The 13331-nt window shown below is 68.5% G+C and carries 14 protein-coding genes; 5 read left to right on the forward strand and 9 right to left on the reverse strand.

What is annotated here, in order from left to right:
• Positions 1 to 64: 64 nt before the first annotated feature.
• The 3 genes from ASE31_RS29730 to ASE31_RS29740 form a co-directional block, all read right to left on the reverse strand.
• Positions 65 to 688: a hypothetical protein gene (locus ASE31_RS29730; RefSeq protein ID WP_057206688.1), complete on the reverse strand. Its 624-nt coding sequence runs from the start codon at positions 686 to 688 to the stop codon at positions 65 to 67.
• 61 nt (positions 689 to 749) lie between these two features.
• Complete coding sequence (locus ASE31_RS29735; protein ID WP_057206691.1) at positions 750 to 1706, reverse strand: nitronate monooxygenase family protein; 957 nt, start codon at positions 1704 to 1706, stop codon at positions 750 to 752.
• A gap of 70 nt (positions 1707 to 1776) precedes the next feature.
• Complete coding sequence (locus tag ASE31_RS29740; protein ID WP_057206738.1) at positions 1777 to 2526, reverse strand: pseudouridine synthase; 750 nt, start codon at positions 2524 to 2526, stop codon at positions 1777 to 1779.
• Between the two features lie 145 nt (positions 2527 to 2671).
• Here ASE31_RS29740 and ASE31_RS29745 point away from each other — a divergent pair, with 145 nt between their 5' ends.
• The 3 genes from ASE31_RS29745 (at position 2672) to ASE31_RS29755 (ending at position 4570) form a co-directional block, all read left to right on the forward strand.
• Positions 2672 to 3400, forward strand: coding sequence for an alpha/beta fold hydrolase (locus ASE31_RS29745; protein WP_057206692.1), 729 nt, complete (start codon positions 2672 to 2674; stop codon positions 3398 to 3400).
• Between the two features lie 154 nt (positions 3401 to 3554).
• A complete protein-coding gene (locus ASE31_RS29750; RefSeq protein ID WP_162261451.1) occupies positions 3555 to 4214 on the forward strand; it encodes a tetratricopeptide repeat protein in 660 nt (219 codons plus the stop codon).
• A 20-nt stretch (positions 4215 to 4234) separates the two neighbouring features.
• Complete coding sequence (locus tag ASE31_RS29755; protein WP_057206696.1) at positions 4235 to 4570, forward strand: ankyrin repeat domain-containing protein; 336 nt, start codon at positions 4235 to 4237, stop codon at positions 4568 to 4570.
• A gap of 6 nt (positions 4571 to 4576) precedes the next feature.
• Here the strand turns inward: ASE31_RS29755 and ASE31_RS29760 are convergent, their stop codons facing one another.
• On the reverse strand, positions 4577 to 5047 hold the full coding sequence (locus ASE31_RS29760) for a TerB family tellurite resistance protein (RefSeq protein WP_057206740.1): 471 nt from the start codon (positions 5045 to 5047) through the stop codon (positions 4577 to 4579).
• A 118-nt stretch (positions 5048 to 5165) separates the two neighbouring features.
• Here ASE31_RS29760 and ASE31_RS29765 point away from each other — a divergent pair, with 118 nt between their 5' ends.
• On the forward strand, positions 5166 to 6083 hold the full coding sequence (locus tag ASE31_RS29765) for a DHH family phosphoesterase (RefSeq protein WP_082604438.1): 918 nt from the start codon (positions 5166 to 5168) through the stop codon (positions 6081 to 6083).
• A 12-nt stretch (positions 6084 to 6095) separates the two neighbouring features.
• Here ASE31_RS29765 and ASE31_RS29770 read toward each other — a convergent pair whose 3' ends face one another.
• The 4 genes from ASE31_RS29770 to ASE31_RS29785 form a co-directional block, all read right to left on the reverse strand.
• Positions 6096 to 7304 (reverse strand): DUF1501 domain-containing protein, encoded by a 1209-nt coding sequence (locus ASE31_RS29770; RefSeq protein WP_057206698.1) that lies wholly within the window; start codon positions 7302 to 7304, stop codon positions 6096 to 6098.
• 11 nt (positions 7305 to 7315) lie between these two features.
• Positions 7316 to 8890 (reverse strand): DUF1800 domain-containing protein, encoded by a 1575-nt coding sequence (locus ASE31_RS29775; RefSeq protein ID WP_057206744.1) that lies wholly within the window; start codon positions 8888 to 8890, stop codon positions 7316 to 7318.
• A 153-nt stretch (positions 8891 to 9043) separates the two neighbouring features.
• Positions 9044 to 10303: an MFS transporter gene (locus ASE31_RS29780; protein WP_057206700.1), complete on the reverse strand. Its 1260-nt coding sequence runs from the start codon at positions 10301 to 10303 to the stop codon at positions 9044 to 9046.
• Positions 10304 to 10520: 217 nt separating this feature from the next.
• Entirely contained in the window at positions 10521 to 11003 is a 483-nt protein-coding gene (locus ASE31_RS29785) for a thermonuclease family protein (protein WP_057206702.1), read from the reverse strand.
• A 122-nt stretch (positions 11004 to 11125) separates the two neighbouring features.
• Here ASE31_RS29785 and ASE31_RS29790 point away from each other — a divergent pair, with 122 nt between their 5' ends.
• On the forward strand, positions 11126 to 11785 hold the full coding sequence (locus tag ASE31_RS29790; RefSeq protein WP_057206703.1) for a hypothetical protein: 660 nt from the start codon (positions 11126 to 11128) through the stop codon (positions 11783 to 11785).
• 25 nt (positions 11786 to 11810) lie between these two features.
• On the opposite strand, the gene ASE31_RS29795 is transcribed toward ASE31_RS29790, so the two are convergent.
• A complete protein-coding gene (locus tag ASE31_RS29795; RefSeq protein ID WP_057206705.1) occupies positions 11811 to 13112 on the reverse strand; it encodes a UDP-N-acetylglucosamine 1-carboxyvinyltransferase in 1302 nt (433 codons plus the stop codon).
• Positions 13113 to 13331 lie beyond the last annotated feature (219 nt).

A 13331-nucleotide genomic window follows, 5' to 3' on the forward strand; every position in this document is an offset into this window, starting at 1 on the left:
CAAAGCACGCCGCCAAAAAAGACAGCAATGCACCGTTGGGGTCATGCTCAGCAGTGCAATCCGCTCACGGTGTACGCCCATCCACCGTCACCCCCGGCAACACCCCCAACTCCCCCCGATGAACAATAGGACAGTTCAGCACCACCCGCGTCACCTCCAGCACCACAAAACCCTTGTCGGCAGCATCCAGCACCTCCTCCTCCGACCGCAGCACGCGCGCCTGCGCAGGGTCGCGCCAAGTGACCTTCACCAGCTGCCACAGCGGGCTGTAAGCCGCGCTGCGGTTGGCATGGCCCAAGGGCTCCGGGGCCGAGGCGAACACACTGGGCTGGCGGAAGTTGGTGCTGCCGTACACGCGCGACGTGGCGCCAGGGCGCCGGTTGCCGCCCGCAGCGCTGGGCACGTCGGCCAGCGCATGGGCGAGCTGGGGCACGTGGTTGGCAAGGTGCTCGCGCGCCACCTCGGCGTCGGATGCGTCGGTGGTCACGTACAGCACCTCCTTGCCGTCGAACCAGCCGCGCAGCAGCGGCAGGTGCGCCCGCTCGGCGCTGGCCGGCCCGGGGCTGGTCTCGGTGTTGGCGGCGGGTGTGCTGCAGCCTGTGAGCAGCGCTGCGGCCAGCAGCAACAGGCCGGCCCCTGGGGGCAGGCGGTACGGGCGTTTGGTGGTGTGTCTGCAAAGGGTGGGCATGGCAAAGGTCCTTTGGAAGTGCGGTTCGCCGGGCCATTGTGGGCCCACCACCCACCACCCATCAACCGAAGGAACGCGCCGTGCCCATCGCACCCATGCGCGCCGTAATGGAAAAAAACTCCGCCACCGTATCGTCAATGATCTGCTGCGCCGTCTTGACGGAATCGATCAGCCCCGCCGTCTGCCCCGCCAGCGCTGGCGCAGCCTCCATGTCGCCGTCGAAGTACACGCGCTGTATGCCCTCGAAGCTGTCCGCCGGCATCAGCCCGGCTTCGTGAATCGCGGCAGTGCGCTCGGACTTGAGCGCGCGGATGCAGGGGCTGGCGCGGGTGTTGAGCATCCAGGTGCCGGTGGTGCTGGCGCCCACGATGGCGTTCTTGTAGTTGGCGTGCACCGGGCTTTCGGCGCAGCTCACGAAGCGCGTGCCCATCTGCACGGCCTCGGCGCCCAGCGCGAAGGCCGCAGCCATGCCGCGCCCGTCGCAGATGCCGCCGGCGGCCACCAGCGGCACGTCCACCCGCGCGCGGATGGCCTGCAGCAACACCAGGGTGGACACCTCTTCAGGGTTCTTGAAGCCGCCGCCTTCGCCGCCTTCCACCACCAGCCCGTCGATGCCCGCATCCACGCACTTGAGCGCGGCCTCCAGCGTGGGCACGGCGTGGTAGACGGTGATGCCCGCGTCCTTGAGCGGTGCGATGAACTTGGCCGGGCTGCCGGCCGAGGTGGTGACGAAGCGCACGCCCGAGGCGCAGACGAAGCGCAGCATGGCGTCGTCCTTCAGAAAGCGGATGGGCAGGTTCACGCCGAAGGGCAGGCCGAGGGCGCGCATCTTGGTGATCTCGGCCTGGCAGTTGGCGGTTTCGCCCGACGAGGTCTCGATGATGCCCAGCCCGCCGGCGCGCGACACGGCAGAGGCCAACTGCGTGCGAGCGATCCAGCCCATGGGCGCCTGGATGATGGGGTAGCGTGCGCCCGTGTGGGCGAGGACGCGGTTGTTGCCGGTGGTCGGGGTGGTCATGCGTGCGGTCTCCGTTGTTCTGGGGAAAACCCATTATTCGGGGCCAGCCGTCCGCTGCATGTCGCCCGCGTTACGGGACCATGCACCAGGGGCGCTCTGCCAGCAGGCGCTGCCAGTCGGCGGTGGGGGCGGCCTGCTGCACGCCATCGCCTGCCTCCAGCCTGAGCCCGCTGTCGAACACCAGTGTCTCGCCCGTCACCGGGTGCGGCACCTGCAGTTGCCAGGCATGCAGCCACAGCCGCTGCAGGCCCAGGCGCTCGGCCCACCAGCGGTTCAGCGGGCCCTTGCCGTGCGTGGCGTCGCCGATGATGGGGTGGGCCAGGTGCTTGAGGTGCCGGCGGATCTGGTGGCGCCGGCCGGTGGTGGGCACGGCCTCCACCAGCGAAGCGCGGGTGCTGGCAAAGCGCGGGTCGCTGGCCTCGGGCAGGGTCAGTTGCGCCAGGGTGCGAAAGCGCGTGTGCGCGTCCTGCACCAGCGCATCGGCCGGGGCGTCGTCGGGTTTGAGGGCGTGGTCCACCTCCACCGCTGCCGGTGCAAAGCCGCGCACCATGGCCAGGTAGCGCTTGTGCGTGGCATGGTGCTCGAAAGCCTGCGACAGCGCGCGTGCTGCATCGCTGTGCAGCGCCATCACCAGCACGCCGCAGGTGCCCTTGTCGAGCCGGTGCACGGGGTACACATGCTGGCCCAACTGGTCGCGCAGGGTCTGCATCACGAAGCGCGTCTCGCCCGCATCGAGCCCCGTGCGGTGCACCAGCCAGCCGGCAGGCTTGTAGACGGCGACGAGGTGCTCGTCGCGCCAGAGGATGTGGAGCGGGGTCATGGTGAGGGGATGGGGCAAGGAGATGGCGCTATGGGGCAGGGTGCGGGCATTCGCAGGTCCGAAAATGGCGAGCCGTGCTGGGCGTGGCTCCGTATCGTGCCGGCTGATTTCATCACTTCCGGCTTGCAAAAAGCCCTTGAACACCATGAATATTGTTCTCCTTCACGGCAGCTGGCATGGCGCCTGGTGCTGGCACAAGGTCGTGCCGCACCTGCAGGCGGCAGGGCACAGCGTGCACGCGCCCGACCTGCCGGCCCATGGCCGCCACTGGCGACTGGCGCGCGGGCGCACCACGCTCGCCGACATGGCGCGGCATGTGTGCCGGCTGGTCGATGCGCTCGATGGCCCGGTCTTCATCGTCGCACACAGCCGGGGCGGCATCGTCGCCTCCACCGTGGCCGAGATGGTGCGGCCCGGCAAGGTGGCAGGCGTGGCCTACCTGGCGGCCTACATGCTCCAGAGCGGCGAGCGCGTGGCCGACTTTTTCCGCCAGGACCGGGATTCGCTGGTGCGCACGCACCTGCGCATCCACCGGGCCACGCTCACCGACAGCCTGGCACCCGAGGCCTACCGGGAGACGCTGTATGCCGACTGCTCCGATGCCGATGTGGCCCTGGCGAGCGCGCTGCTGACGCCCGAGCCCGCGCTGCCCGCGCTCACGCGGCTGAAGCTCACCCCTGAGCGCTATGGCCGGGTGCGCCGGCATTACATCGAGCTCACGCAGGACCGGGCCGTGACGATTGCGCTGCAGCGGCAGATGCAGGCCGCCTCGCTCTGCGCCAGTGTGGCCTCGCTCGATGCGAGCCACTCGGCCTACTTCTCGTGCCCGGATCGGCTGGCGCAGACCATCCACCAGATGGCACAAGGTGGGTGATTTTTGGGGCGACCTGGCCAGAGCCTGTGCCGAGCGGACACTTTCGGCCGGGCATGCCAGAATGCGGCCAATTCATGATCCCTCTTTGCCGAAGGAGCCCACGCCGATGATGATGTTGCGCGCCATTGCTGCCGCCTTGACCCTGGGAGCCGCCATGTCATTGCCCGCCCTTGCCCAAGCCGCTGTGAACGACGGCATCGCCGCCTACGGCAAGGGTGACTATGCCGCCGCCTTCAAGGAATTCAGTGCGGCGGCGAATGCCGGCGACGCTGCCGGCAAGCACATGCTGGCCAGCCTCTACTACACAGGCCAGGGCGTGGGCAAGGACCTGAAGAAGGCGGTCGCGCTGTTCACCGAGGCGGCGCAGGCAGGCTACACGCCCTCCATGGCCAACCTGGGCCTGATGTACTCCAAGGGCGATGGCGTGCCGCAGGATATGCAGCGTGCAGAGCACTACGCCACGCTGGCCGCCGAGAAGGGCGACGTGCAGGCGCAGTTCAACCTGGGCCAGTCCTACCGCAAGGGCGCCGGTGTGCCCCAGAGCCACGAGAAGGCCGCGTTGTGGTACCGCAAGGCGGCCGAGGCCGGCTCGCTGGCCGCGCAGAACGAATACGGCCTGCTCTTCGCCCAGGGCCACGGCGTGCCGCAAGACTATGTGCAGGCCTTTGCCTGGATCGACATGCCGGCCAGCGCAGGCGAGCCCCAGGCCATCAAGAACCGGGCGCAGTTGCTGAGCATCCTCGATGCCAAGGGTCAGCTGGCTGCGCGCAAGCTGGCTGCCGAGTACGCAGCCAAGTACGGCAAACGGCGCTGATCAGCAAAGGAGGAGTTCCCATGTCCGCAGGCGATTGGAAAGACATGTATGCCGCCGCCGTGGCCGGTGATCTGGCGCTGGTGCGCCACCACATCAGCGCGGGCGTGAACCCCAACTACCAGCACCCCGAGATCCTGTGTACGCCGCTGGTGGCGGCCCTCATCCACGGGCACGGTGCCATCGCGCACTACCTGCTGGACCACGGCGCGGACCCAGCGCTGCGCTCGGAGTTCGACGGCATGACGCCGCTGCAGGCGGCCAGGCGCCATGGCCGCAAGGAGTTTGTGCAGCTGTTGCAGGAGCGCGGCGCGCGCGAAGTGAAAACGCCCTTCTGGTGGCGCTGGCTGCCGGTATAGCGCGGATCAAAGGAGGGCCGCCGCTTCCTTGGCGCGCATCTTGGCAGCGATGTACTCGCCGTGCGTCACGTGCAGCAGCCCGGCCACCTTGCTGATGGCGTGCATCTCGTTCTCGTCCAGGCGGGCATCGGCATAGGCCACCTGCCACATCGCCTCGACGAGTTCGATCTTCTGCGGCTGGGTGAAGTGGTCATTGAGGTTGCCGGTGAAGCGCTGGTAGTCGTAGGCGGTTTTGGCGGTGTCAACGGCCAGCTCCAGCAAGCGGTGGATCTCGTCGTCGGTGAGCGAGAAACGTTCGCGCAAGGCGTGGACCATGGCATCGCGCTCCGCGGGGTCCATGGAGGCGTCTGCGCGAACCACCTCCACCAGCAGCACGGCAGCCGCCAGCTGCACGGAATGGGCGCGCTCTGAAGGAGTGGCCTCAGGCGAAAAAGGGGCGGTGAAACTGTCGAACAGTTCTTTGAGGGTCTGGAACATGGGCCGGCCAAAGAAGGTGGAGAGCGAGGGGGATGGAATGCGAAACACCATACCCTATCGAGCCCGTCTGCAATGTATTGGTTCCCGCCGTCACGCAGGCGCGCGACAATCGGCGGCAATGATGAAAAAATCGATTCTTCCCCTGCAACTGCTGGTTGCCCCCGATCTGAACGACCCCTCGCCCCTGGTGCTCTACCATGGCCGCAACTGCCCGGACGGTTTTGGCGCCGCGCTGGCGGCCTGGCTGTTCTACGGCGACAAGGCCGAATACGTGGGCCTGGACCATGGCGACGTGCAGTCGGTGGACGACCTGCCCGCGCTCGATGGCCGCTCGGTCTACATCCTGGACTTTTCGTTCTCGGCCGAGATCCTCTCGGCCATCGACGAGCGCGCGGCGCGCCTGGTGATGCTCGACCACCACAAGAGCGCGGCCGAAAAGCTCACCGGCTTTGCCTGCCGCTGCGGTGTGGTGCACTTCGACATGGACAAGTCCGGTGCGCGCCTGGCCTGGGAGTTTTTCCACCCGCACACGCCCGTGCCGGCGCTGCTGCAGTACGTGGAAGACCGCGATATCTGGAAGTGGGAGTTCCCTGAGAGTGCGGCCTTTCTCTCTGCGCTGGACATGGAGACGCAGACCTTCGAGCGCTGGCAGGAGATCGCCCGTTTCACGCCCGAGCAATTGGAGCGTTTCATGGCGCGCGGCTCGGCCATGGACGAGAAGTACCGAAAGCTCTGCGCCGACATCGCCGAAGGCGCCCAGCCCCTGGTGTTCAACGGCATCGAGGGGTTGATGGTGAATGCGCCCGGCATGTTCCATAGCCTGGTGGGCGACATCCTTTCAGCCCAAACCGGCACCTTTGCGCTGATGTGGAGCGCCGGTGCCAAGGGCGTGAAGGCGGGGCTGCGCTCGCAGCGCAACTTCGACTGCATCGCCCTGGCCGAAAGCATGGGCGGGGGCGGCCATGCGCAGGCCTGCGGCTTCAAGATGAAGATCGAGCGCCTGCCCGAGCTGATGAGCGGGGTCCTCAACGCGTGATGCGCTCGCGGCTCACACGAGCCGCAGATCGCTGGCGCGTGCGCCCGGGAACACCCGGGCCAGGGCCGTGGCATTCAACCCGTACAAGCGGCCGAACAGGCCGCCGAGCACGGCGCGGTAGTCGTTGAGCACCGGGTGGTCGCGGTTCTGGAACAGCGTGGTGGCGCTCAGCGCCTGCTGCTCGCCCGCGATGCGCCCGCCCGCCACGCCACCGCCCAGCACCCAGAAGACGGTGCCGTGGCCGTGGTCGGTGCCGCGGTTACCGTTCTCGCGGAAGGTGCGGCCGAACTCGCTGACCACCACCACCACAGTGTTCTTCCAGGCCGTGGCGCCCATCTCGTCGGCAAAGCCGGCCAGGCCCCGGCCCAGTTCCTCGAAGCGGTTGGCCAGCGGGCCGGTGGCATTGCCCTGGCCCACATGCGTGTCCCACCCGCCCACGTCGACAAAGCCCAGGTGGTAGCGCGTCTGCATGAGCCGCGCCATGCGCCGGGCCGTGCCCTCGAAGCCCTTGGTGCTCAGCGCATTGCGGCTGGCGGCGTCCAGCTCGCCTTGCATGCTGCGCACCACCTCGGCCTGTGTGGCAAAGCCCTCGGCCACGGGGCCGGCCAGGGCCGTGCTGCGGTACATCATATCGATGAGCCCGGCCTGGCGCTCGTCCACGCCGGCTTTGCCTGCTGCAGCGGCCAGCGCCGTGTTGGGCACGTCCACCGCGCCGCGCAGCACCAGGGGCAGGGTGCTGGTGAAGGCCATCGGAGACGCCTTGTCCCGCTTGGCTCCCAGCTCGGCCGCCAGCCGGTTCAAGAAGCCCGATCCGTAGTCGCGCCGCCCAGAGAGGGGCTGGCCCAGCTCGATGCTGTCCTGCGTGTCGAAATGGCTGCGCGAGAGGTCGTCCGTGCCGGCAAAGGGCACGAAGGCCAGTTCGCGCCGCTGGTACAGCGGCAGCAGCGAAGGCGCCAGCACCGGGTGCAGGCCCCAGTCGCTGGTCAGCTCCAGCGCACCGCCTTCTTCCCCCGGGCGGGCAATGGCAATGTTGGGCCGGCTTTCGTAATAAAAGCTGCTGCTGGTGGGCACCAGCAGGCTCGCGCAGTCGTAGCCACCGCGCAGGAACACCAGCAGCAGGCGTGCATCGCCCGCGCGCGGGGCGGCTGCGACCTGGGCCGATGCGGTGGCCAGGCCCAGGGCGCCTGCGCCCAGGGCCTGCAGGCAGTGTCTTCGCAGCATGGGGAGTCCTTTCAGCCGTGCATGAATTCGGGTGAAGAGAGGAACAAAAGGTTCCATTCGCGCGGCGACGTCGCCTGCACCAGGGCGGCGCGCGTGGCAGGTGCCAGCGTGGCGTCGATCTGCTGCAGGTAAGGCGTTTGCGAGAGCGCCGGTAGCGGCGGGCGCTTGCCCTGCGCATCGGTTGGTGCCAGGGCTCCGGCACCCAGCACACGCGCCGCCTCGAAGCGCGTGCTCATCTGGCCCGAGCCCGACCAGGTCGCGGTATCCAGCGGGTAGCCGTCCGGCGTGGCGCGGCCATACAGCGGCTCGGCCAGGCGCTGCAGCCAGTTGAGCAGGGGATCGGTGCTCGCCAGCACCTGCTGCTCGCCATGCACCAGGCGCGCACCGGCCAGCAGGTACTGCACCGGGTCGCGAAAGCGCTGGCCCAGCGATGCCTGGAAGGCGCTCGACTGGAACAGCTCGGCCAGCACGGCGGCGATGTCGCCATCGGTGCGCTCGAAGGTGCGGGCCAGGGTGTCGAGCAGCTCGGGCGGGGGCGCATCGCCCACCAGGTAGACGGCCATCTTGCGCGTGACGAAGCGGGCCGTGGCGCTGTGCCGGGCCAGGCGGTCCAGGGCCTCGTCCAGCTCGGCCAGGCCCTCTGCACGGATGGGTGCGCCCAGCAGGGTCTTGGACTCCCAGTCGTGGCGCTGGGGGTTGAATTCGAACAGGCCCTGGCGCACGTAGTGGCTGCGCAAGGCCGGCTTCATGCGTGGGGGCTCGTCCTCCAGCGGGCGCAGGCTGATGCCCACGCCCGTGAGCACGCGCGCCAGCTCCTGCACATCCTGCTGGCTGTAGCCGCCGCCCACGCCCAGGGTGTGCAGCTCCATCAGCTCGCGCGCATAGTTCTCGTTGATGCGGCCGGCGGCGTTCTGCGCGTTGTCCAGGTAGCGCAGCATGGCCGGGTGGCGCGTGGTGGCCCCCAGCAGGTCGCGGAAACGGCCCAGCGCATGCGGGCGCACGGCGCGCTCCTCGTAGTCGCCCACGCTGGCGCGCAGGTCGGCCTTGCCGGCGAACACGCTGAAGTGGTTCATCCAGAACCAGGTCATCTTCTCGCGCAACTGGGCGGGCGAGTACAGCGCGCGCAGCACAAAGCGCTGGCTGGCCTCGCGCTGCAGGTTGCGCATGTCCTTCTGCCAGGCTTCCAGGCCGGCCTTGCGCTCGTCCTCGGTGGGCAGGGCGCGGGCCTCGCGCTGGCGCGCCTCCATCTGCAGGGCCAGGGTTTCAAACGGGGTCTTGGTGATGGCCATGGCATCGATCTGCGCCTGCGCTTGGGCTGGCAGCGGCGCATTGGCGGGGCCGCGCAACTGAGCGGCCAGCCATGCCTCCCGACCCATGCCAGCCAGCGCCCGTGCGCCCTGGGCCGTGCAGCCCCAGGTGATGCGGTCCATCAGGCGGGCGGGCAGTACCTCGCCGGGCAGGTCCGCCGGTGCGGCGGCGGATGTGGCCCAGGCCGGCACCGCGTTGGCAGAGGCGCCAAGGGCCGCCAGCGCCAGCCATTGGCGGCGGTTGATGGGCGAGGGCGGGGCAAGGTCGTGCAGGAGCATGGTGCAGGCATCCATCGGCCCTGTTGAAGCAGGGCTGGGGCACCATGCTGCGCCTGCCGCAGGGCCAAGGCAAGGGCCTGCGGCGGGTTTTACGCGGGCGACACAAATGCGCCGCAGGTTGTGAGCAGTTGTAGGGGCGCTGTGCGCGCCGGCTCAGCGGGACTTGGCCGCTTCCTCGAACTTGTCCACCTTGCGCAGCTGCTTGAAGCCCAGCGTCCACGCCCCCACCACGCCCAGCGTGCAGATGCCGCCCAGCACGGCGGCCGGTACCACCCCCAGCCAAGCGGCGCTGGTGCCGGCGCGGAACTCCCCGAGCTCATTGGACGAGCCGATGAACAGCATGTTCACTGCGTTCACGCGCCCGCGCATTTCGTCGGGCGTGGAGAACTGCACCAGTGCGCCGCGGATGTACACGCTCACCATGTCAGCGGCCCCCGCCACCAGCAGCGCGGCGAACGACAGCCAGAACAGCGTGGACAGTGCGAACACCAGGTTGGCCGCGCCGAAGATGGCCACGGCGATGAACATGGTTTGCCCTACCTTGCGGTTGAAGGGCCGCATGCTCAGGTACAGCCCGGCGCCCACCTCGCCCACGGCCATGGCACTGCGCAGCGCGCCCAGGCCGGCAGGGCCTACGTGCAGCACCTCGTGCGCGTAGATGGGCAGCAAGGCCACCACGCCGCCCAGCAGCACGGCGAACAGGTCCAGCGAAATGGTGCCCAGGATGATGGGCCGCGAGCGGATGAACACGATGCCCGCGCCAAAGCGCTGCCACATGGTGCCCTGCGCCGCTGCGGCGGGGGTGGCGTAGGCCACCGCCACACGCGCCAGCAGAGCTGCCCCGAGCGCAAAGCACACGAAGCACAGCGCATAGGTCAGCTCGCCGCCGCCCACGGCATACAGCATGCCGCCCAGCAGCGGCCCGCCGATGCTGGCCGCGCGCATCAGCATGCTGTTGGCGGCGATGGCCTGGGCCAGTTGCTCGCGCGGCACGATCTGCGGCAACAGGCTCTGCATGGCCGGCCCCGAAAAGGCGCGTGCGCAGCCGAACAGCACCAGCACCGCATAGATGCCGCTGACCCCCGTGGCGCCATGCCCCGACAGCCACCACAGCAGCGCACTGCAGACGGCGCCCACGGCCCAACTGATGGCCAGGATGCGCCGGCGGTCGAAGCGGTCGATCAGGTCGCCGGCCGGCAGCAGCAGGCACAGCATGGGCAGAAACTGCGCCAGGCCGACGTAGGCCAGGGCCAGCGGCTCGCGCGTCAGGTCATACACCTGCCAGGCCACCACCACGGCCTGCACCTGGGTGGCGAACACCGCGATCAGGCGGGCGGTGAGAAAGGCCAGAAAGCCTGAATGGCGGTAGACGCTGGCGGCCGGTGTGGGGGAGGGCTGGGAGGTTTGGGACACGGGATGCGGTGCTGGACGGCGAGAAAGGGCAGGTGGTCTGCAAGGCAGGGCGGGAGAAAAACGGCATGCCGCTGGCCTCAGGGTTTATACCGGGTGCCTGCCGATGCTACCGGCTTTGCGCGCAGGCTGCCGGAGCGCCTGGAGATGGTGCGCGCAAGTGCACCGCCACAGAGGTGACCGCCACGGCAACAGTGCGGGTTGTCAGCCGGTGGCGGGGTCAGCCCATGCCATGCGGGCCACTGCCCGGGCCTTTGCCATAGGGCCTGGGGTGCCGGTGCCGGTAGTCCCACGGCGCCAGCGGGCGCTTCTGTGCCCACAGCCCTTCGCCCTGGGCGCGCGCCTGGCGCTGCAGCGGTGCCAGGTGCGGGTGGCGCTCGGCATACGGCGTGTACACCCAGGCCAGGCCTGCCGTCACCTGCGCGGTGGCCACGTCGGTGCCGCCGCAGCGCACATTGGCCACCGTGCGGCCATAGCTGTCCTCCTCGATGGGCTGCAGTGTCGCCTGGCGCTTGAAGCACATCTGCGCCAGGTTCTGCCGGGCTTTCTGGCCAAAGGCCTGCTTGCGCTCGGGCGCATCGATGGCTGCCACCCGCACCTTCACCTGCTGGTAGGCCCCGGGCGGGCCGCAGCGTGCGGTGAGGGTGTCGCCGTCGCTGATGGCGACCACGAGGCAGAGCAGGGCAACGGCAGGCAGGGGCATGGGGCAGGAGGCGTCTGGCGGGCAGTGAAAAGGACGCGCATTGTCTCCTACACTCCGTGCTGCGCGGCGCATGCAGGCGGCGTGTACAACGAACGACAAGAGCACAAGAGGGGGAGTTTCAGATGCGTACCGTGATTTTCGCCACCCATTCGGGCAGCGTGCGACGATGGCTTGCCGTCGCTTTTTTGATGCTGGCGGTCGCCCTGCCGTCCGCGCAGGCCAAGGACGAAGCCGGCGCCTATGGCAAGACGCTGGAGAAAATTTACGACCTGTCGCCCGAGACGCTGGCGAAGTTCCAGCGCTTCCAGGAAAAGCAGGCGCAAAAGCCGGGCGACAAGGGCAAGGGCATCTACGCCGACACCGAGCGGTGGCGCGGCGACGAGCTGTCGCTGCCCACCAGCAAGAACCCCTTCACCATCGTCGTCAAGGTTTCGGGCGTGGCGTTGGCCGATGGCGACGCTGGCTCGCGCTGGCAGACCGGCCTGCAGTTTGACGGCCCCTCGCCCATCTCGTTTTTGCCCGAACTGGTGCACAAGGGCGCCCGCGCGGGCCAGCCCGTGTCCATGGTGGGGGCCTCCAAGGGCGTGAGCTTTAAAGAGGACCGCAAGGCGGCCCCGTCGCTGGACTTCGAGTCGTCGCGCAACCTGCGCATCGACCGCGTGCAGGTCGAGGTCTGGTCGGGCATCCGCAAATCGACCTGGCTGGAGCTGCTGATGTCGTGGTCGCCCATTCTCACCGGCGTGGTGTTCCTGGGCGTGGTGCTCTGGTTCCGGCGCCGGTAGAGCGCTGCTCCAGACGCTCAGACGCTCATTCCTCGCTGGTCCACTCCACGTTCACACCCAGGCTGCGCAGGTTTTCTACGAAGCGCGGATGGGCGCGGCGGATGGGCGCGGCGTTGCGGATCTCCGAGCGCCCCTCGATGCTGGCCGCCACCATGAACAGGGCGATGGCCACGCGGATGATGTAGGGGCTCTCCACCAGGGCCGGACTCAGCGGATTGCCGCCAAAGGTGATGAGCCGGTGCGGGTCCGATGAGAACACGTGGGCGCCGAACTTGGAGAGTTCGCCCGTCCAGCCCAGCGCGCCGTCGTACACCTTGTTCCAGAACATGCAATTGCCCTGTGCACGCACCCCGAGGGCGATGAAGATGGGCAGCAGGTCCACCGGGAAGTAGGGCCAGGGAGCGGCCTCGACCTTGGTCAGCACGTTGCTGGTGAAGGGCGTCTGCACCTTGAGCGGGCCGGGGCAGTGCGCGCGCGACCAGCCGTCCTCGTGCGTGACGACCACGCCGAACTTGGCGAAGGTGCGGTCGATCAGCGGGAAGTTGCCCGGCGCACTGTTGCGCACGATCACATCGCCGCCGGTGATGGCGCCCAGCGCCAGGAAGGTGGTGATCTCGTGGAAGTCTTCATCGAAGCGGAACTCGCCACCGCCCAGCGCCGCACCGCCCTGCACCGTGATGCGCGAGGTGCCGATGCCGTCGATGCGCGCGCCCAGCATCACCATGAAGCGGCAGAACTCCTGCACGTGCGGTTCCGACGCTGCATTCGTCAGCGTCGAGGTGCCGTTGGCCTCCACGGCGCAGAGTACGAAGTTCTCGGTGGTGGTGACGGAGGCGTAGTCGAGCCAGTGGTCCGTGGGCGTGAGCGGCCCCTGGCTGCGCACCAGCAGCGAGCCCTCGGCGCGCTCCACCGTGCCGCCAAAGCGCTGGAACACCTCCACATGCGGGTCGATCTCGCGCACGCCCAGGGTACAGCCCTTGACGTTGTCTTCGAGCCGCGCCACGCCAAAGCGCGCCAGGAGCGGCGGTATCAGCATGATGGACGAGCGCATCTCCTCGGGCAGTCGGTGCTGCGCAGGGTCGAACACGGTTTCCTGGTGGTGCAGGCTCAGCGTGCCCGTGGGTTCGTCCAGGTGCACGCTGCTGCCCAGCATGCGAAAGATGTCGAGGATCTTGCGCACGTCGGTGATGTCGGGCACGCCGTGCAGGCGCAGCGGCTCGCGGGTGAGCAGGGTGGCGCAGAGCACCGGCAGTACGGCGTTCTTGTTGGCAGACGGGGTGATGCGGCCACGCAGCGGCGTACCGCCGTGCACGATGAGGTTGGACATGGGGAACTGAGAAGGAGAAAAAGGGGAGGGGCGGGCAGAAACAGGCACCGCAGGCGCTACGCTGGCTGGCGCAACGCCCACGAAAGCCCTGCACTGTACCCGCGCCGCGCCCCGGCGGCTGTATCTGCCGGTAATCTGCCGCTCAGTGGGTCGGCTTTAGAGCGGCTAACAAAACTCTTCTGGCGTCGTTGCTGCGTCTTGTCGTACTGCTCGTACTGC

It is taken from the genome of Acidovorax sp. Root217, from assembly GCF_001428645.1.
In the GTDB taxonomy this organism is placed as follows: domain Bacteria; phylum Pseudomonadota; class Gammaproteobacteria; order Burkholderiales; family Burkholderiaceae_C; genus Acidovorax.